Origin of the sequence: Chitinophaga sp. 30R24, assembly GCF_049056765.1 — a bacterium.
Lineage (GTDB): Bacteria > Bacteroidota > Bacteroidia > Chitinophagales > Chitinophagaceae > Chitinophaga.
This window is the reverse complement of record NZ_JBJGXX010000001.1, coordinates 1,154,334-1,175,114: the sequence shown is the minus strand read 5'-3', so window position 1 is coordinate 1,175,114 and position 20,781 is coordinate 1,154,334. Positions and strand designations below refer to the sequence as shown.

The 20,781-nt window shown below is 44.2% G+C and carries 15 protein-coding genes; 2 read left to right on the top strand and 13 right to left on the bottom strand.

The window, feature by feature from the left end; translation table 11 throughout:
• Positions 1-468 precede the first annotated feature (468 nt).
• From ACDQ55_RS04910 to ACDQ55_RS04880, 7 genes are all read right to left on the bottom strand, one after another.
• The gene (locus ACDQ55_RS04910) at positions 469-1,998 is read right to left on the bottom strand and encodes a M28 family peptidase (protein WP_420980047.1); all 1,530 of its coding nucleotides are present in this window, start codon (positions 1,996-1,998) and stop codon (positions 469-471) included.
• A 109-nt stretch (positions 1,999-2,107) separates the two neighbouring features.
• Complete coding sequence (rpiB, locus tag ACDQ55_RS04905) at positions 2,108-2,566, bottom strand: ribose 5-phosphate isomerase B (protein ID WP_420980046.1); 459 nt, start codon at positions 2,564-2,566, stop codon at positions 2,108-2,110.
• A 28-nt stretch (positions 2,567-2,594) separates the two neighbouring features.
• Positions 2,595-3,452: a twin-arginine translocase subunit TatC gene (gene tatC / locus ACDQ55_RS04900; protein ID WP_420980044.1), complete on the bottom strand. Its 858-nt coding sequence runs from the start codon at positions 3,450-3,452 to the stop codon at positions 2,595-2,597.
• Between the two features lie 592 nt (positions 3,453-4,044).
• Positions 4,045-5,316 carry a hemolysin family protein gene (locus ACDQ55_RS04895; protein WP_420980043.1) on the bottom strand — a complete coding sequence of 424 codons (1,272 nt, stop codon included), beginning with the start codon at positions 5,314-5,316 and terminating at the stop codon, positions 4,045-4,047.
• Positions 5,317-5,358: 42 nt separating this feature from the next.
• Complete coding sequence (gmk, locus tag ACDQ55_RS04890; protein WP_420980042.1) at positions 5,359-5,928, bottom strand: guanylate kinase; 570 nt, start codon at positions 5,926-5,928, stop codon at positions 5,359-5,361.
• Positions 5,929-6,033: 105 nt separating this feature from the next.
• Positions 6,034-7,347 (bottom strand): UDP-N-acetylglucosamine 1-carboxyvinyltransferase, encoded by a 1,314-nt coding sequence (murA, locus tag ACDQ55_RS04885; protein WP_420980041.1) that lies wholly within the window; start codon positions 7,345-7,347, stop codon positions 6,034-6,036.
• A complete protein-coding gene (locus tag ACDQ55_RS04880; protein WP_420980040.1) occupies positions 7,344-8,057 on the bottom strand; it encodes a DUF4290 domain-containing protein in 714 nt (237 codons plus the stop codon). Before ACDQ55_RS04880 ends, murA begins: the two co-directional genes overlap by 4 nt.
• A 143-nt stretch (positions 8,058-8,200) precedes the next feature.
• Here ACDQ55_RS04880 and ACDQ55_RS04875 point away from each other — a divergent pair, with 143 nt between their 5' ends.
• Positions 8,201-8,953, top strand: coding sequence for an SDR family NAD(P)-dependent oxidoreductase (locus tag ACDQ55_RS04875; RefSeq protein ID WP_420980039.1), 753 nt, complete (start codon positions 8,201-8,203; stop codon positions 8,951-8,953).
• A gap of 138 nt (positions 8,954-9,091) precedes the next feature.
• Positions 9,092-9,799, top strand: coding sequence for an alpha/beta fold hydrolase (locus ACDQ55_RS04870; RefSeq protein ID WP_420980038.1), 708 nt, complete (start codon positions 9,092-9,094; stop codon positions 9,797-9,799).
• A gap of 6 nt (positions 9,800-9,805) precedes the next feature.
• Here ACDQ55_RS04870 and ACDQ55_RS04865 read toward each other — a convergent pair whose 3' ends face one another.
• From ACDQ55_RS04865 to ACDQ55_RS04840, 6 genes are all read right to left on the bottom strand, one after another.
• Positions 9,806-10,735, bottom strand: coding sequence for a tryptophan 2,3-dioxygenase family protein (locus tag ACDQ55_RS04865; protein ID WP_420980037.1), 930 nt, complete (start codon positions 10,733-10,735; stop codon positions 9,806-9,808).
• A 63-nt stretch (positions 10,736-10,798) separates the two neighbouring features.
• A complete protein-coding gene (locus ACDQ55_RS04860) occupies positions 10,799-11,266 on the bottom strand; it encodes an Lrp/AsnC ligand binding domain-containing protein (protein ID WP_079471223.1) in 468 nt (155 codons plus the stop codon).
• Between the two features lie 367 nt (positions 11,267-11,633).
• Positions 11,634-14,906 carry an efflux RND transporter permease subunit gene (locus tag ACDQ55_RS04855; protein WP_420980036.1) on the bottom strand — a complete coding sequence of 1,091 codons (3,273 nt, stop codon included), beginning with the start codon at positions 14,904-14,906 and terminating at the stop codon, positions 11,634-11,636.
• Positions 14,903-18,163 (bottom strand): efflux RND transporter permease subunit, encoded by a 3,261-nt coding sequence (locus tag ACDQ55_RS04850; RefSeq protein WP_420980034.1) that lies wholly within the window; start codon positions 18,161-18,163, stop codon positions 14,903-14,905. Before ACDQ55_RS04850 ends, ACDQ55_RS04855 begins: the two co-directional genes overlap by 4 nt.
• A gap of 14 nt (positions 18,164-18,177) precedes the next feature.
• Entirely contained in the window at positions 18,178-19,350 is a 1,173-nt protein-coding gene (locus tag ACDQ55_RS04845; protein WP_420980033.1) for an efflux RND transporter periplasmic adaptor subunit, read from the bottom strand.
• 18 nt (positions 19,351-19,368) lie between these two features.
• Positions 19,369-20,748, bottom strand: coding sequence for a TolC family protein (locus tag ACDQ55_RS04840; protein ID WP_420980032.1), 1,380 nt, complete (start codon positions 20,746-20,748; stop codon positions 19,369-19,371).
• Between the last annotated feature and the right edge of the window lie 33 nt (positions 20,749-20,781).

Genomic DNA, 20,781 nt, shown 5'->3' with positions numbered 1-20,781 from the left:
CGTTTAATCATTCTGAACAACCAGGACAACTAATAAATAAGGTTAAAAATGCATGTATACTAAGTGTTTCCGTCAAGATATCTATCTATAAAGCACACAAGTGCGATCGCCTTGCTGAATCAAAAATGCATAAACTTGAAAAGGTGGCAGGTGTTTTCATAATGGTAATTTATATGGTTACAGATAGCGATATCCAGCAAGAAAACTCATTGCCGGTAAAAGCCATTTGATCCTATAAATACCGACTGAACAACAACAGCTTAGTTAAAAATGTTTAATAAGTATCCGGATGTTCAAAAACCATTTTTAACCAATCCCTACATTCACCAATCACTATATCAAGTGAAAAAATAATTATGTTTTGATACTGAAAACAAAGACTCTATACACAATTTAAAATAAATTGTTAAAATAAACAAAAAGGATTTGGGTTAATTATAAGGGGTGCTACCTATTTGTTGCAAACGCTTATTTGTCATGCTTGTCCACTACCAATCTATGTTCACGGTTAGCAATATCCCAGGCGGTAAAAAAAACAAGCTGTGCTCTCTTTGCCAATAAGCTAAAATTAATCTTCTCTACCGTATCTGTTGGCTGATGATAATCGGCATGCGTGCCGTTAAAATAAAAGATGATAGGAATACCATGCTGTGCAAACATGTAGTGGTCGGACCTGTAGTAGAATTGCTCGGGGTCGTTGGGATCGTTGTATTTATAATCCAATTGCAATTTCGTATAGGCGTTGTTAGCGCTTTCATTGATGGTGCGCAATGTTGAACTAAGCTTATTATCCCCAATAATGTACAGGTAATTAGTATCCTTTTCATGTGCAGGATCAATACGCCCGATCATATCAATATTCAGGTCGGTTACGGTTTCCTTTAAAGGATATACCGGATGTTCTGTGTAATACTGAGAGCCCAGAAGGCCTTTCTCTTCGCCCGATACCGTCATAAACACTATACTTCTGCGCGGGCCATGCCCCTCTTGTTTCGCTAGTGCAAATGCCCTGGCAATCTCTATTACAGCGCTGGTACCAGAGCCATCGTCGTCTGCGCCATAAAAAATATTACCGCCATTCTTTCCCAAATGGTCGTAATGCGCCGTTATAAAAACAACCTCATCTTTCTTGTCTGTTCCTTCCAGATAGCCCAATACATTAGATGGCAACAACGTAGTGCCCTTTTTATTCAACGTAAGCTGCAACGTCGTTTTTACCAATGCTGGCGCCTGTATTTTTTCGATGTGCAACAAAGGCTCTCCCTTACTGCCAACGCCTAAAATAACGGCCGCCATGGCAGGAGAAATATAATAGACATTAGGGGATTGAATACTATCTTTTTTTAGATAGATACCTGTTGTACGCAATTTATCCTGATTGATGCCACTTGCATAAGGCGTAATCACCATCAAAGCGGCCACTCCTTTCTCATCGGCCGTTTTAATCCTCTCCTGCAAACTGCTCCTGTTGCGGGACAACTCATGTTTTACTTCCTCCCTGATCAACACTACCTGGTCTTTCACTTCCAGGCGGTCGTAATCGTCGCGCTCATTATTAACAATGCCCTGGCCTGCGTAAACTACCTGGTGCACAGCAAGCACCTGGCTGGCGCCGGCGCGCAGATCTGCATAAAAGTCACGCCCATATATAAAAGTGCTATCACCAACTATAATAGCGCTGTTGAGCAATGAATCCGTATATAAGGGATAATACTGTTCCCATTTGCCCTGTACGCCAGGCTGCAAACCTGCCTGCTCAAACTGGCTGATAATATAGGCAGCGGCCTTTTGCTGCCCGCGGGTAGCCGTTTCTCTTCCTTCCATTTCAGGCCCCGCTATAATATGTAGTTGCTTGCTCAACGCTGCCGGTGTAATGCCCTCCCCATAGCGAACTGCCGTAGGGTCGAATCCCGGCTCTGACCGGTGATGTGGGTTTACTTGCGCACAAGCTGCGGTAACAAACAATAAACAACTACTTAAAATAGCAATCCTTCTCATGGTATATTTTTTTGAAGTATCGTTTTCCTTCCCTTCAACAAAAAAAGCCGGATATACTCCCGGCTCTTTTTTTATTCAGATATTTTCGTTTACATGTTATTAAGAGTGCTTAAAGGCAAGCCATTTTACGCACTCTATCCTGATGACGGCCACCTTCGAATGGAGTATTGATAAACACTTCCACCATTTGGTTAGCCATCGGCATATCTACAAAACGGGCCGGGATACACAACACATTAGCATTATTGTGGGAACGGGCCAGCCTAGACAGCTCTTCTCCCCAACAGATCGCTGCGCGTATACCCTGGTGCTTGTTAGCAGTAATTGCCACACCATTCGCACTACCGCATATCAGGATACCAAAAGCTGCCTGCCCTGTTTCTACCGCTGTAGACACCGGATGTGCATAATCTGGATAATCCACCGAATCCTTAGCATACGTGCCATAATCTTTCACCGCTACTCCTTTTGATTCCAGATAAGAGATCACAGCTTCTTTATATTCAAATCCTGCATGGTCGGAACCAATAGCAACAGGCAGTGTCAGATCAAATACGGTATTTTCCATTCACTTTACTTATTTACAATTGATGATATTAAGACCACTCTTCTACTTCTACTTTGGTCAGCTTGTCTTCCCGGTCTTTCAACGCCTTCTTGGATATAAAGATACTAATTTCATAAAGACAGTATAAAGGCACGAATACGATCAGCTGGTCTACCAGATCTGGAGGCGTAATAATTGCCGCCAGAATAAGGATCACCACAATAGCATGCCTTCTGTATGTTCGCAGGAAGTCAGGCGTAAGGATGCCAATTTTTGTGAGGAAGAATACCAGGATGGGCAATTGGAACAAGAGCCCCATACCCAATACAATCTGGGTCATCAGATCAAAGTAATCGGCAATAAAAAACTGGTTTACTGCTTTTGTGGTTACCGTATAGGAAGCCAGGAAGTTAATGGTAAAAGGCGCCATCAGGAAATAAGCGAAGCTGATGCCCAAGAAAAACTGGAACGACACCCAGAAAATAATACCACGTGCTCCCTTCAGCTCCCTTTCTTTCAAGGCAGGTTTTACAAAACGCCAGAACTCCCAGAATATATAGGGGAAGGCGCAAACAAAGCCAATGATAAAGGCGAGCTTAAACTGTAGCATGATCTGCCCTACCATTTGAGAATTCAGGAACTGCACCTTTACCGGAGTAATACACAAACGATCACCCAAACCCACCCAGTGACCCAGTTTACATAATATGATATAAGAAGGGAAGTTGGCGTTGGTAGGTCCAAAAATTACATTATCCAGGATCTCCTCTGTATACAAGAAGCCGAATATACTGAATACAACAAGCGCCAGGGCTGATCTTACGAGATGCCACCTAAGGTCTTCCAGGTGGTCGAAAAAAGACATTTCAGCCTTGTCCTCATTATTCGAAAATAATTTTTTTAACATACTTTACTTTATACGGTCGATGTTGAATACAGTTGCATTAAGGATCACAAATATAGCGGTTGAGCACTACAAATTACAGTAAGCCAGGGATAAAGTCCCCTAATTTTACAAGGCTTTAACTTGTTGCTTGCTATGTGCAGGATCAGATACGAAATAAAGCAGGAGAAAGATGAGATAGGGTAAAAAAAAGAGCCAGCCCGAGAAGAATCAAGAGCCGGCCTTTCATCCATTGTTTGTTAACCCCAAAAAAGTTGAATTCGAGAATGTCTTTAGCTTCCAGTGACGCTACTTACCTAATTGATGGCAAGCGTTCAGAATAAGTAAGAATCGCTGGTTGCGTTTTATATTGTAATACAAAAATAACAAGAATTATTTTATTATCAATGTTGGAACACTTTTTTTACAACCTTTTAACAAAAATCAAATCATTGTGTTACATCAACAGGAGCAAATGTATACAATCCGTGTTAAATTCCTACTACTTTTTTAAAAAAAGGCCCTGTAAAATTGTTATTGACTCGTTAATACGGATATTATAAAAAGATTTATATCATATTAATATCTGATAAATGCCCCTGATTAACGGTATAGGCTATATCAGCATCTTCATTTTCACCATTTCAATTCTGGTATCCGTAACATTCAGAATATCAAACTCATAGTCATCAATTATGATACGTTCTTTGATCTTCGGAATTGTTTCGTGATGGTTGATAATATACCCTGATAGTGTTTCACTTTCATCTTCCGGAAAATCCAGTCCATATTTTTCATTCAAGTAATCAAGCTCCAATCTGCCGGAAAAAATATATTCTTTTTCTGCAATCTGCTTTTCTACAAATTCTTCTTCATCATGTTCATCTTTGATTTCCCCGAAAATTTCTTCCAGCACATCTTCGATGGTAACAATACCTGCAGTACCACCAAATTCATCTACCACCCAAGCAATGCTCTTCCGTTCTTTATTGAACTTACTAAGCAAGTCTATTGCACTCATGGTTTCAGGCACGGCCAAAATAGGATGAATAATGCTGTTGATATCTTCCGGATTCTTGAACATATCTAACTGGTGGATATAGCCGAGGATGTTATCAATAGACCCTTCGTAGATGATGATCTTGGATAATTTGGTATCCATGAACTTCTTCCGTGCGTCATTAATAGGCCGTTGGATTTCCAGCGCCTCAATCTCCTTACGGGGAATTAAGCAGCCACGGATCTTTACGTGCGCCAGTGATAAGGCATTTTCAAACAGTTCCGCATTCAGCTCCTGATTATTTTCACCAAAGTGCTGTTGGGATTGCCTGATAAAATGTTCTACATCTACCCGGGTAAAAGACTCTCCGTTGTCTAGGAGGCGTACATTGAAAAGGTATTTCAGCATCCATTCTGCAATAGAGGCCAGCAAATTGCCGATCACATACAGCGGTTTGGCTACCAGCGAAAGCGGCAGTGCAAAAAAGCCCAACAATGTTTCTGGCCGGGACCTGAAAATAGCCCTGGGAATAAAAAAACCCAGGAATAGGATGATCAGGGTGGCCAATATCACTTCCAGGAAAATAACAAAAGGCTGGATGCCTGTTAACTCCGACTGCCCTACCACTGCATCCCAAGCCGGTTGAAATGCGCCAGCTACCATAATACCATAAATAACAATGGTAATAGTAAACCCTACCAGGCTGGTGGCCAGAAAACGACTGGGATGCTCATTCAAACCAGCTAATATCTTGCCGGTAGACCTGCCCTGCTTCTTTTTAAGCTCAATACTCAGCTTATTAACATTGGCAAAAGCGGCTTCTATACCGGAAAAGAAACCTGCCAGCAAGATCAGGAAAACTAGAATAATTATTGTGTATCCGTCCATCCTAACAAAAATAATGAATTAGGAAAACCAACAATCAAGCGGCTATTTTATATTTAAAAAATCTGTCACCAGCTTTTTTACTTCTTCGTATGCCTTTTCCAATTGGTCGTTTACTACAATACAGTCGAATTCATGTGCGAAAGACAGCTCATACCGGGCTTTAGCCAACCTTTCTTCCAGGGAATCCTGGGTTTCGGTACCCCTTTCACTGAGCCTTTCCCGTAGCGCATCCAATGAAGGAGGCTGTATAAAGATGGTCAGCGCATGCTGATGATATTTCTCCTTGATGGATAATGCCCCTTTTACATCAATATCTACCATCGGGATATGCTCATTGCTCCAAATACGCTCCAGTTCGCTTTTGAGCGTACCATAATATTTACCGGCATATACCATTTCGTATTCCGCAAAAGCATTTTCTTCTATCTGCTGGTGAAAATCGTCGGCAGACATAAAATAATAATCCCTTCCATGTACTTCGTTAGCACGGGGCGTACGGGTACTGGCAGAAATTGAAAAAGCCAGTACTGGCATATTAGCCAGCAATTTTTTTACGATGGTGGTTTTACCGGCTCCGGAGGGTGCCGTTACGATGATGATCTTTTTTTCCATTATTAAATTAAAATCAAGGTAGCGATCACTTCAAATGCAAAACCCAAAAACCAGTAAAAAGTTTTGCTGGAATTTGGGTGCTTATAAAAAGTAAGAATAACTATTTTACACTCTTTTGATGTCGGCGCCCAGATTTCTGAGGCGTTCATCGATATACTGGTAGCCCCGGTCTATCTGGTCGATGTTCTGGATAATGCTTTTCCCTTCTGCACTCAATGCAGCAATAAGCAGGGATACGCCGGCGCGGATATCCGGCGATGACATAGTAATACCGCGCAGTGCATGCTGCCGGCCCAAACCAATCACCACAGCGCGGTGCGGATCGCATAATACGATCTGGGCGCCCATATCTATCAGCTTATCTACAAAGAACAAGCGGCTCTCAAACATTTTCTGATGGATCATCACACTGCCTTTTGCCTGGGTAGCTACTACCAGCACTATGCTTAGCAGGTCTGGAGTGAAGCCCGGCCAGGGATGATCGGATATGGTAAGAATAGAGCCATCGAGGAAGGTTTGGATCTCGTAGGAATCCTGGGAAGGAATATAAATATCATTACCCCGGATGTCTATTTGTATACCTAACTGGCGGAATTTTTCCGGGATGATCCCCAGATGTTCCACACCGGCATTTTTAATGGTAATCTCGCTTTGTGTCATGGCAGCCAAACCGATGAAAGAGCCTATCTCAATCATATCTGGCAACATGCTATGCTCGCAACCACCCAGGTATTTTACGCCTTCAATAGTAAGCAGATTGGAGCCTATACCACTAATACGTGCGCCCATACGGTTCAGCATCTTACAAAGCTGTTGCAAATAAGGCTCGCAGGCAGCGTTATAAATAGTGGTAACACCCGACGCCATTACTGCCGCCATCACAATATTGGCGGTACCAGTAACGCTGGGCTCATCCAACAGCATATAAGTTCCTTTAAGGCCACCGGTATCGGTTTCCAGACGAAAGTAGTTATCGTCTGCATCATATACAAAACGGGCCCCCAGGTTTTGGAACCCAATAATATGGGTATCCAGCCGGCGACGGCCTATTTTGTCTCCTCCGGGCTTCGGTATAAATGCCCGTCCGAATCTGGCCAGCAAAGGACCGGCGATCATCACAGATCCACGGAGCTTTCCTGATTTCTTTTTGTATTCGGGACCTTCCAGGTATTTCAGATCAACATTGTCTGCCTGGAATTCGCAGGTATCCCTGCTAATACGATTAATTTTTACGCCAGCATCTCCTAACAGCTCAATCAATAGATTTACATCTACGATATCCGGGATATTGGTGATAGTAACCTTTTCCGGGGTCAGCATCACGGCACTGATGATTTGTAAAGCTTCGTTTTTGGCACCCTGGGGCACAATTTCCCCTTTTAAGCGGTTGCCACCTCTTACTTCAAAAGCACTGCTCACTTGTTCCTGTTTTTGTATTTATTATTGTGCTTGTTACTACTGTTTTTGCCGCTGTTATTGCTGCTTTTGAATTTGTTTTGCTGGAAATTCTTGCGTTTGCCAGAACGGAACTGTTCTCCGCCGCCGCTGGTGATGGTATTTCCGCTAACACCAAAGCCTACCGGAGCAGCCGGTTGCTGACTACTACTATGACCAGGATGATATTCCAACTGGCCCTCAGAAATAGCCATTAATTCACCCCGGATAGCATCGTCGTGTACACTTTCTTTATGCCAATTAGTGTAGGCTAATTTCATATAGTTACCGATACATTGGGTAAATCCCTCTTTCTTTTCAGGACTTTCTTCATGTACGGCTTTATCAATAATCATTTCCAGGTTTTTGCCGAAGTGACGGTTTCTGGGGTATTTTTTAGGATATGGCAGCCTTTCCGGTCTGGCTCTCAACTTTTCCAATGTAGGCACCGGGTAAGGAGATTCAACCTTTAAAGTAAAACCGGAAATATTAAAGATATGGTCCCATAATTTATGCCTGAAGTCTTCCACATTACGTAAATGCGGGTTCAGCGTACCCATAAGCTCAATAACCGCCATGGCATTACGCTGACGCTCATAGTCGTCTTCTATGGTTCCCAGGTATTCCACCATTTTCTGGATATTCCTGCCATACTCCTTCATTATCAGGTGATTACGCGTGGTATTGTATTCCATTACTAGTATTTAAAAAACATGATTCGATGATGGGACATCTTAAGTGAAGAAAAATTCATCGGCAACATCTATGCAAACATAATAAAAAAAAACGAGGAACATTTCATCGGGATGTATTGTTTATAAGGGCAAAAAAGTTTGAAATGGAACTATTGAAAAACAAGGTTGCGCTAGTTACCGGCGGTAGTTCTGGCATTGGCAAGTGTGTTGCAGAACTGTATGCCAAGCATGGCGCCAGCGTAGTACTCAGCGATATCGACGAAGAAGGTGGGAACAGCGTGGCAAATGGCATCAAAAACCAGGGCGGCAAGGCCATTTTCATCAAATCGGATACCAGCAACGCAGCAGATTGCGAACAACTGGTAGCCACCACCCTGGCCGAATTCAAACAACTGGATATTGCCTGCAACAACGCCGGCATTGGCGGCACTTCCGCCCTCACTGGTGAATACCAACTGGAAGACTGGAAAAAAGTAATTGATATAAACCTGAACGGCGTTTTTTACGGAATGCGCTACCAACTTCCGGTAATGGAAAAAGCCGGCGGCGGCGTAATCGTGAACATGGCATCTATATTAGGCGCCGTAGCATTTGCCGGCTCCTGTGCCTACGTTTCGGCCAAGCATGCCATCGTAGGACTTACCCAAACTGCCGCGGTAGAATATGCTATGAAGGGCATCCGGATCAATGCGGTAGGCCCCGGATTCATAGACACTCCTTTATTAACCAAACATCTGAGCCAGCAGGAGATGCAGGCCCTCGTAGGATTGCATCCCATAGGCAGGTTAGGCAAGCCGGAAGAAGTGGCGGAACTTGTGTTATGGCTTAGTACTCCGCTCTCTTCTTTCGTAACCGGAAGCTATTATCCCATTGATGGGGCATATCTGGCCAGATGATTTGGTTAATTACCCTTCCTCCCCATCATTACAAAGCCCGCAGCAAAAAAAATTCGCCGCGGGCTTTTCTTATCTTATCACTTACTTTGCGTCTCTTATCACTTACTTTGCGTCAAAATAATTTGCTAGTTTTAATCAATGCAGAACAATAAACTCCCCATACTCTTTTTACACGGTACATTAGGCGCATCCTCACAGTTTGAACGCCTCGCTGAAGAGCTGTCGGCATATTACGATGTACATCAACTTAATTTCAGTGGACACGGCAATATGCCTTTTTCTGAACAAGGCTTCAGCATACAGGTATTTGCGGCAGAAGTACTCTCCTACCTGGAACAACGTCAACTGGATTTCATACATATTTTCGGATACAGCATGGGTGGGTACGTTGCCCTATACTTGGCCAGGCATTACCCCGAAAAAACCGGCCGGATCATTACCCTCGCCACTAAATTCAATTGGAACGAGGCCACTGCCGGGAAAGAAATAAAGCAACTAGACCCTGTGCTGATAGAAGAAAAAGTGCCCGCTTTTGCGCAAGCACTGCAACAACGGCATATGGCCAACAACTGGAAAATGGTGGTCTCCCGCACAGCCCAGCTCATAGAAGAACTGGGACACCAGTCTTTGCTGAAACAAACCGACTATGCCCAAATTGTGACTCCCTGCATGCTGATTATGGGAGATAGCGACAATATGGTATCTTTCCAGGAAACCATTGAAGTGTACAAATCGTTGCCCCTAGCACAACTAACCGTGCTACCAAACACGGCACATCCGCTGGAAAAAGCAGATGTACCGCTATTGGCTTACTATATAAGAAGATTTACTACACAGGATATTTAGACCACCTTATTCGCCCATGGCCATTTTCCCCCAATTATTGTACTCTTCCTCAGACCAGAGTTCCGGGAAAAATACTATACGCTTGTTTTTCGGAGGCAAATACTGCTGCCAGTTAGTACCACCGGTAGCGGCAATATCCTCTGGCTTTTTATGGAGATATCTCACGGCAGATTTATAATGCATCAGTGGCCAGCGCACATTGATATTCAGGTCATATTCTTTTAAGAGTGGAATCACGTCGGCCTGTTCTTCCAGCGTTAACTGCTGGTAACGGGCCTGCATATTATTGTGCTCATAGCGGGTAGCCAGGTGGAAAAAAGCATCCATATATTTCAGCTCAAACTGGCGCAAGGTCAGGGTTTTCTTGCCTGTGGCCAGCTCTGTGGCGCCACTTCTCCAGTAAATGCTATCCAGCACTTCATTCAGGGGGAGATGCGCTACCTGGGGCCGCAAGGGCTCATATACCAGGTTAGATAAACGGGTGGAACAGATCTCGATCATGCGGAACTGCCCACTTTGGAAACCACTGGCAGGTAACAACGCCATGCGGAATTGCAGAAACTGTTCCTTATCCATCCCATCCACCATGATCTCGAAAGAGTTGATGAGATTACGGAAATAATTATTAATCCTTTTTAACTGGGTTTTAAATATATCGGCCGTTACTACCGGCGCCTGGCAAATCTGTTCGATAGCCTGCAGCGATAGCTTAAAATATAATTCCGTAATCTGGTGGTAAATGATGAAAATATTTTCATCCGGAATCGGCGTGCGTGGATGTTGTAAATTCAGCAATACATCCAATTGAATATAATCCCAATAGGTAAGGTAATCCGCATACAGCAAGCCATCCAGATAGGATGACAGATTCTGGCCCATGGCGGCATACTTTTCTTCCAGCCGTTGTATTTTCTCGGCAATTTCTGTTGTAACCATGGACGAAAATTAATAATTAAGAATGAAAAAGCAACCAGGTTCCTCCTCATTCCCAAAAACCAACTATTCTACCACGTTAATAGTCCGGTAAAAACTCTCTTCGAGGGATATCAGGGTTTCGGTTCTTTCAATACCTTTTATTTTCTGCAGCTCATCATGGAGAATACGACGGAGCTGCGTAATATCTTTACAAATAATCTCAGCAAACATGCTATAGCTGCCAGTAGTATAATTGAGACGTACCATTTCCGGTATCTTCCTTAGTTCTTTTGCAACGGTATCATACATGGAACTTTTTTCAAGATAAATACCTATAAAGGCTATTACATCATAGCCGATCATTTTTAAATCCACATGTAATTTAGTACCTTTAACTACACCCAGTTCTTGCAATTTCTTCATTCTAACGTGGATAGTCCCGCCGGAAACGAACAATTTCTTCCCCAGATCAGCGTAAGAAATCTCAGCATTCGACATCATCTCGCTGATAATCTGTAAATCGAGTTTGTCAATATTCAAATTGTGGCTCATTTTTACAATTTGTTTTTGAAAGCTTTAAAGTTATATGCAAATATTTAAAAAATATCGAAAATTCCAAAATTTCTCTTAAAAAATTTGCAATAAATTAGTCCTCTCGTTAGATTTGCATCACAATCACTAACGAACCGGTTAACGAAAAGCAATAACCAGAAGTGATGATAAAACATACTGTGGGATGATGAAATTGGCAGACATGCCCTCTTGTCTCGAGGGTGGGGATCACAGGATAAACGTAGTATAATTGGGTTGACCACTAATCTTATTTGTGCTATGGCTAACTGCCCCGTGGAGGTTCGACTCCTCCTCCTACAGCCAAATTGGTTTAAAGAGCTCGTAAGCGTATGCCTACGGGCTTTTTTTATTTTGCATCTTCCTTACCTTCTGCCTTTCCTGCCTCATTGCTCATCTTGATATCATACTCCAGCTCCGGATCAATATGCTGCTGATCCATCTTTCTTTCCTTCTCCATCAATTCTTCGTGATGCTCCTGCAACCAGGCCAGACGTTTTTTTCCATAAGAGAAGCGGGTGAACAACACAAATAGTACCGGCACAATAAATATAGAGATAGAAGTAGAAGCGATCATTCCGCCTAACACTGTAAATCCAATAGTATTACGGGCTACCGCTCCTGCACCCGTAGCCAGCACTAAGGGCATTACGCCCAGTATAAAAGCCATGGAGGTCATTATAATTGGGCGTAAACGCAAACTTACCGCCTCCAGCGTAGATTTGATGAGCTCCTCCCCCCTGTCTACCCGCACTTTGGCAAATTCAACAATCAGGATGGCATTTTTAGCAGATAGTCCTATCAGGGTGATTAACCCTATTTGGGCATATACATTATTGGTTAACCGCGGTACCAGGCTAAGCATCAATATAGCCCCAAATACGCTGATAGGCACTGCCAGCATCACCGAAAAAGGCACCGACCAACTTTCATATAAGGCTGCCAGGAACAAGAACACAAATCCGATCGAAAGCATAAAAATATATACTGTGGTGGCGCTGGCCCGGATCTCTTCATAACTCAATCCACTGAACTCATAAGTATACCCCTGTGGCAATACCTTAGCAGCTGTTTCTTTAAGGGCCTCAATTCCCTGGCCTGTGCTGTACCCCTGCGGAGTAGAGCCGTCTACCTCAGCAGAACGGAAGATATTAAAATGCTGGATCAACGGTGCCGTTGTAATAGGCTGATAACTGATTAATGTGCTCAACGGCAGCATTTGCCCGGCGGAATTACGCACATAATACTTATTCATATCTGATACAAGGCGGCGGAAAACCGTATCTGCCTGCACTACCACGTGGAAAGTACGGTTGTATAATGTAAAGTTATTCACGAAAAGACTGCCCATGAAGGCTTGCATTGCCGTAAACACATCGGCGGTATTTACCCCAAATTTCTGACAGCGCTCCCGGTTCAAAGTAAGGCTATAACTGGGAGTGTGGGCCGAATAATAACTAAAGGCCGTGGAAATAGCCGGGTTTTTATGCGCCGCCGCCACAAATTTCTTCACCACATCTTCAAAAGCATGTACATCATCCGTTGTACTACCCTGTTCCAGTTGCATACTAAAGCCCGCGGCCTGCCCTATTCCCGGAATTGGCGGGGGCGGAATAACAACGATATTGGCATTCTTAATACCAGCAGCAGCTATCCGCTTTTTGATCACATCTATAATGCCTGGTATCTGTTGGCTCGCCTCTGTTCGCTCACTCCAGGGTTTGAGCATACAGAAAATGGTACCATTATTAGAATTATTGCCCGAATTAAGAATATTCAAGCCCGACAAGGCGGCATAATGATCCATCCCTGGGGTTTTACCCACAACGTCCATCAACTTGGTCATAACGGCTACGGAAGCAGTAGTGGAAGAGGCTTCCGGCAACTGGTAAGTTACGTACATGCGACCGCCGTCTTCAGACGGAATAAAGCCGGATGGCTTGGTTTTAAACAACATCCAGGTAGCAATGCTAATGCACAGCAATAAGATGACAATCAATACTGGCGCATTTATAGCACGTTTTACACCATGAGTATACTTCAAATTTAGCCACTGGAATCGCTTATTAAACTGATAGAAGAATTTGTCCATCCAGGATTTCCGCTTATCAATGGCAGAAGGCCGCAACAACAGCGAGCAAAGCGCGGGAGTCAGCGTTAATGCAATTAAGGCCGACAAGATCACTGATATAGCAATGGTAATCGCGAATTGCTGATACAACCGCCCCACAATGCCGGGAATAAAACCCACCGGTACAAATACCGACGCCAGGATGAGGGCAATAGCCACCACGGGGGCAGAAATATCGTTCATCGCCTTATAGGTGGCCTCTTTGGCCGACATATGCTGTTCATCTATATAGTGTTGCACCGCTTCTACCACAATAATGGCATCATCTACCACAATACCTATAGCCAGCACAAAGCCAAACATAGTGAGCGTATTAATAGTAAAGCCAAGCGGAATAAAGAAAATAAAAGTACCAAAAATAGATACCGGGATAGCGATTACCGGTATTAAGGTAGACCGCCAGTTCTGCAGAAACAGGAACACCACCACAGCTACCAGGCCCAGGGCCTGCAACAGGGTTTTTACTACCTCCTGCATGGATACTTTAATAATGGTCACCGATTCAAATGGCACTTTGTAATCCACATCTGCCGGGAAGCTTTTCTTTAACTGCGCCAGGGCTGCATATACGTTATTGGCGGTTTGCAAGGCATTGCTGCCGGGCGCCTGAAATACCTGCAGGTAAGAGGCCCGTTTACCATCTACAAAGGAATTACTGGAAAAAGTAAATTTGCCTAATTCTACACGGGCAACATCTTTCATATATACCAGTTCTCCGGTGGCAGGATTATTTTTAACAATAATCTTTTCGAACTCCGGCACTTGGCTCAATCGTCCGTTTACCAATAGCGTATATTCATTCGTTTGACTAACGTATTGCGGCGGCGCTCCTACAGAGCCGGCGGCCACCAGGATATTCTGGGCATTTAAAGCCGCTATTATATCAGTAGGCGTAAGGCTGTAATCGGCCATCTTATCCGGGTTCATCCAGATACGCATACTAAACTGATCGGTACGAGTAGTGATATCCCCCACACCCGGCACACGCAATAAAGCATCCGAGATAAATATATTGGTATAATTATCCAGGAAGGTAATATTATGACTTCCTTTAGGAGCGTAAATCGCTACCAACATCAGCATACTGGTATTACGGGCGCGCACTGTGAGGCCTAACTGGCTTACCACTGCTGGCAACAAGGGCGTGGCGATGCTTACCCTGTTCTGCACATTGAGTGCGGCGATATGCACATTGGTGCCCACCTTGAAAGTAACGGTGATACCCATCTGCCCACTGTTGGTATTAGTACTCTGCATATATTCCATACCAGGAGCACCGTTTACTTGTTCTTCTATGGGGGTAGCCACCGTTTGCTCTACTGTTTGTGCATCGGCGCCAGTGTATTGCCCGGAGATACCTACCACCGGAGGGGTAATGTCAGGATACTGATCTACCGCCAGATTATCAGCGGCAATCATACCCGCAATGGTGATCACCAGGGATATTACAATACCTGTTACCGGCCGTTTTATGAAGGTAGTAGCAATCATTCTCCTTCCGTTTTACCTTGATTACGGGATTGCTGTATTTCGTATTCCAGTTCAGGATCTATATCCTGGTGCTCTACCAACTTTGATTTCTCCATCAATTCTTCATGATGTTCCTGCAACCAGGCCAGCTGTTTCTTACCATAGGAGAAACGGGTGATTACCACAAACAATACAGGCACAATAAATATAGCCAACGATGAGGCGGCCACCATTCCCCCCAGCACCGTAAACCCGATTGTTCTTCTCGCCACAGCTCCCGCACTGGTAGCAAATACCAGCGGCAATACACCCAAGATAAAGGCCATGGAAGTCATGAGGATAGGACGTAAACGCAGACTCACTGCTTCCAGTGTGGATTTGATCAGCTCGTCCCCCCTGTCTACCCGCACCTTGGCGAACTCCACAATCAGGATAGCGTTTTTAGCAGCCAACCCAATGAGGGTGATCAAACCAATTTGTGCATACACATTATTAGTTAGCGCTGGCACCAGCTCCAGGGTAAGAATAGCGCCAAAAGCGCCTATAGGTACGGCCAGTAATACGGAGAAAGGCACCGACCAGCTTTCGTACAGGGCCGCCAGGAAAAGGAACACAAAGGTGATAGAGAAAATAAAAATATAGATCGTCGTTGAACCAGCCCTGATCTCTTCATAGCTTAACCCCGAAAATTCATACGTATAGCCCTCAGGGAGTATCCGGTCGGCAATACGCTTTAAGGCAGCAATGGTTTCCGTGCTGCTATATCCTGGCGCAGGAGCGCCATCTATTTCGGCTGAACGGAAAATATTAAAATGCGATATCAACGGCGCCGTTTCTGTAGGCGCATAACTGACTAACGTACCTAAAGGCACCATGTTACCCGCCTGATTACGCACATAATACTTGTTGAGATCTGTGATCAACGTACGGTAAGCAGTATCTGCCTGTACCACCACATGAAAGGTACGGTTATAGGTGGTAAAATCGTTGATGTACTGGCTGCCCATATAAGCCTGGATGGTAGTAAATACATCTCCTATATCCACACCCAGCTTTTCACATTTATCGCGGTCTACTGTTACGTTATAACCAGGCGTATTTGCAGAATAAAAGCTGTAGGCACCTGATACTGAAGGGTCCTTGTTCGCTTCTTTCACAAACTGCTGTACTACTTTCTCAAAGGCCTGCAGATCGTCGTTAGTATTACGCTGCTCTATCTGGAAACTAAAACCTGCTGTTTCACCCACACCGGGTATAGGAGAAGGTTGTATCACTTCCACATTGGCGTTTCGGATACCTGCGTCGGCAATACGTTTTTGCATCACCTTCATAATACCTGGTACCCTTTGCTCCGTTGTAGTACGATCGTCCCAGGGCGTTAACTGTACGTAAATAGTTCCACAATTGGAGTTGGTAGCATTGTTCACCACATTTAATCCCGATAAGGCAGCAATATGGCCTACCCCTGGCGTGGAGGATACTACTTTCATAAGGGCAGACATTACTGCCACCGATTGGGCTGTGGAAGACGCCGGCGGCAGCTGGAAGGTAACATACAGATTACCATCGTCTTCCGAAGGAATAAAGCCCGTAGGCTTATGCATAAATAACAGGTAAGTACCTACGCAGATACAAATAAGCAGGATAACAATAAACCGGGCTGCCTTGATACATTGTTTTACGCCATTGGTATAATTAGCTGTGAGCCGCTCAAACCAGGCATTAAATTTATAAAACCAACGGTTAATACCATGGGCCTCCTTTTTAATTTTGGTAGGCTTCAGTAATAGGCTGCACAAAGCCGGCGTAAGCGACAAGGCAATAAATGCCGAAATCATCACGGAAATGGCAATGGTAATGGCAAACTGTTGATATAAGCGCCCTACGATACCCGGAATAAACCCTACCGGCACAAATACTGCCGCCAGGATCAGGGCAATAGCTATTACCGGCGCGGAAATATCTTTCATGGCATAATAGGTCGCTTCCTTGGCAGACATCCCTTGTGTGTCGATATAGTGCTGCACCGCCTCTACAACAATAATGGCATCATCCACCACAATACCGATAGCCAGCACAAATCCGAACATGGTTAGGGTATTAATAGTAAAGCCCAAAGGAATGAAGAAGCAAAAAGTACCAAAGATAGATACCGGGATGGCAAGCACCGGAATAAGGGTAGAACGAAAGTTTTGCAGAAATAGAAATACCACAACGGCCACCAGCCCTAATGTCATCAACAGGGTGCGCACTACGTCTGTCATGGATACCTTTACCACAGTCACCGACTCAAATGGCACTTTGTATTCCACATCCGCCGGAAACGACAGCCTTAATTGTTTGAGGGTACTATACACACCATTTGCTGTTTCCAGCGCATTACTACCGGGAGCCTGGTAAATCAGCAGGTAAGAAGCACGGTGTCCGTCTACAAAAGAGTTACTGGCAAAGGTAAACTTACCCAACTCCACACGGGCCACATCTTTCATATATACCAGCTCACCTGTAGCAGGCAAGGTTTTTACGATGATGTTTTCGAATTCCGACACCTTGCTTAAGCGGCCATTTACCAGGATGCCCAGCTCAAAGGTTTGCGTTTTCTGCTGTGGGGGTACACCGGCAGAACCAGCCGCAACCTGCACGTTCTGCGCATTCAATGCATTGATGATATCCTGGGGCGTTAGGCTGTAAGAGGCCATTTTATTGGGATTCATCCAGATGCGCATACTGAAATCATCTGTAAACCGGTTGATACTACCTACACCGGGTACACGCAGTAAGGCATCCTGCACAAATATATTGGTATAGTTATCCAGGAAGGTGATGCTATGGGTTCCTTTAGGCGCATATACCGCCACCATCATTAGCATGCTCGGGTTCACCGCACGCACGGTTAACCCTAACCGGCTAGCAGTTGCCGGTACCAACGGCGTAGCAATGCTCACCCGGTTCTGTACATCCAGGGCGGCAATATCGATATTGGTGCCAATATCGAAGGTGACATTGATCGTCATGAGCCCATTATTGGTGCTATTGCTTTGCATATATTCCATACCAGGCGTTCCGTTGATCTGCCCTTCTATGGGAGTGGCCATTGTTTGCTCCACTGTTTGGGCATCGGCACCGGTATACTGTCCATTTACCTGTACGATCGGCGGTGTAATGTCCGGGTACTGGTCTATGGGCAGGTTCAGAATGCAGATTGCACCCGTCAGTACCAACACGATAGCTATCACAATAGCTGTCACCGGTCTTTTGATAAATGTATTGGCTATCATAGAATGATGCCTATTTAGTTTTTATTTGATGTATGGTGCGCGTTTCCTGTAGTAATCCGGGAACCATCCTGTAAGGATTGTAAGCCATCTACAACAACACTGTCGCCCACGTTAATGCCGCTTTTGATAATCACGTTTGCTCCCAATGTTTGCCCGGGCATTACTTTTCGCTGTAAGGCATACAGATGGTGCTCCATAAGATGGTTTATATGTGCGGTATCATGCCCGCTACGCATTACTGTGTCTTTTGCCACAAATACAAAGTATTCACCCATTTGCTCTACTACTGCACGGCCGGGAATCACTATTTGCGGGGTAATATCCTGGTTATGTACCCGTACAATGCAGCTCATACCATCTTTCAGCCAGTTCTGTGGATTAGGGAACACCAGTCTTACCGTAATAGTGCCGGTTTGCGGATCTACGCCACGGTCTATCACCGAAATTTTTCCCAACTCCGGATAAAGGCTATTATCTGGCATCAGAATAGAAAAAAGAGAATCGCCTGGCAGCGGGGGTTGTTGTTTCAGTTGCCGGAAATGCGCCAACTGCTTTTCGTTGATCAGGAAATCAACCCCCATAGGATTATTAGTAGATATCGTATTGAGAAGTGTTTGCCCTACGGTGACCATATTCCCGATCTTCACCTGGGAAAGGCCAATAGTACCATCGAAAGGGGCGTAAATAGTTGCGTAGCTGAGGTTGGTTTTAGCCGTTTTTACGTCTGCTTGCGACGACATCACCTGGGCCTCTGCATTTTTCAGGGTAATAACGGCATGATCATATAACTGGGAGGCTACTGCCTTATATTTATTCAGGTACACATACCGGTCGGCATCCTGTTGAGCCTGTACCAAGGTACCCTGTGCCATTTTAAGGTTGCCCACTGCCGCGTTGTAGGCTGCCAGGTAGAGGCGGGTGTCTATTTCGTATAGCTTTTGCCCCTTTTTCACCAGGGTACCTTCTTTAAAAAATATCCCTGTAATATACCCCTGTACCTGCGGTAATAGGTTTACCACGCTAATAGCCACTGTAGTAGCAGGATACTGATCATAATAGGTAACATGTTCAGCAGTTACTGCCAGCAGGTTAACAGGTATGGGAGGGTTAGGCGGCGGCTTATGCGGCCTGCATGAATAAAAGGCTATGCAATAAACAATCATTATTCTTAACTGCACGCGATTCATACAAATGATTTATGATAGTTAGTAAGTAATGATTCCCAATGCCTTCTCCAGGTCTATCTTATTAGACAGTACCTGATATAAAGCATTGATATAATTTATTTCAGATGTTATCAGATTGGTTTCGGCGGTAATCACATTTAGATAAGCCACTATACCCTGCTTATACTGCAGGTCTACCACGAAATATACCCGTTCTGCCAACGCCACATTTTCCTTCATCATCTGCATACTATACAGGTTGCCTCTATAGTTAGCCAAAGCGGTTGCGTATTCATTATTAATTTCCAGCTCCAACGCCGTTTCACCCCAGTTGAGCTCCTTTTCCATTAGCCTTGAACGTTGTATGTTCTTTATCCTGGCAAACCCTGTAAAGATGGGTATCGTAAGGCTTAACCCCAGGTATGAGTAAGGATATATAGCCCTGTAAAGATTGCGGTACTTATTGCTTTCAAATTCTGCATTGTAATTAAAGAAAGCATTCACAGAGGGTAAATAAGCATGCTGGTAATACATGGTAAGTTGTTGTTGCAATTTTTTAGATGTCTGTAAGAGTTGATATTCTATACGTTTTTCATATTGCAACTGCTGCGTTGTATCTATATAAATATCTTTCAATATTTTATCACTGTCTACAACTATATCAAAATTCTGATCAGGCAGGAATCCCATTAATTGCTTCAACGTCGTATAGGCAGGGCGCAGATTTTCGGTTGCCTGCCTCAGCGAGGCTTTGGAGTTATTCAGTGAAATAGCCGCCTGTTTATAGTCTGTTTCGTCTACAATACCCCCTACATACTGATGGTAGGCATCTGTAAGGCTGCGCGACAGCCGGATGGTATCTTCTTTTAAAACATTGATCTGTTCCAGCGTCAGCAACACGCTATAGAAAGATTTACTCACGGCAGCCACCAGGTCAATTTTAGTACTATCGGTAATCTGAGTAGCCTGCTTCGTGTATAACGGGGCCGTTTTACTCGCGTACACCAAACTGGGATTAAAAATAGTTTGTGTAGCCGATACTCCAGGAATCGCAGTATTCACGATGCCGGTCTGTTCCAATATAGCTGAACTCGGATTATTGGGATCTGTTACATAACTGGTAGGCAATTGCAGGTAATGCGTAATATTCATATTGCCGCTCACCTGCGGGTACCAGCCAGAAAGATTGATGGCGTTGGTTGCTTTAGTAACCGCCTGATTCAATATCGCCTGATTCAACGCCGGCTGATGCTCTAATGCATAACGGATACATTGTTCCAAAGTCAGATAATGAGTAGTATCCGTTATGTTTTGTGCATTACCATTTACAAATATGCCGGCAAAAAAAGGAATAAACAACAGCACGCGCAGTAAACCATTGGCTCTTTTTAATGGGCGAATTCCTTCTACGAACATCATTTGCTTGATTAAAATAAATATTAATCCGATACG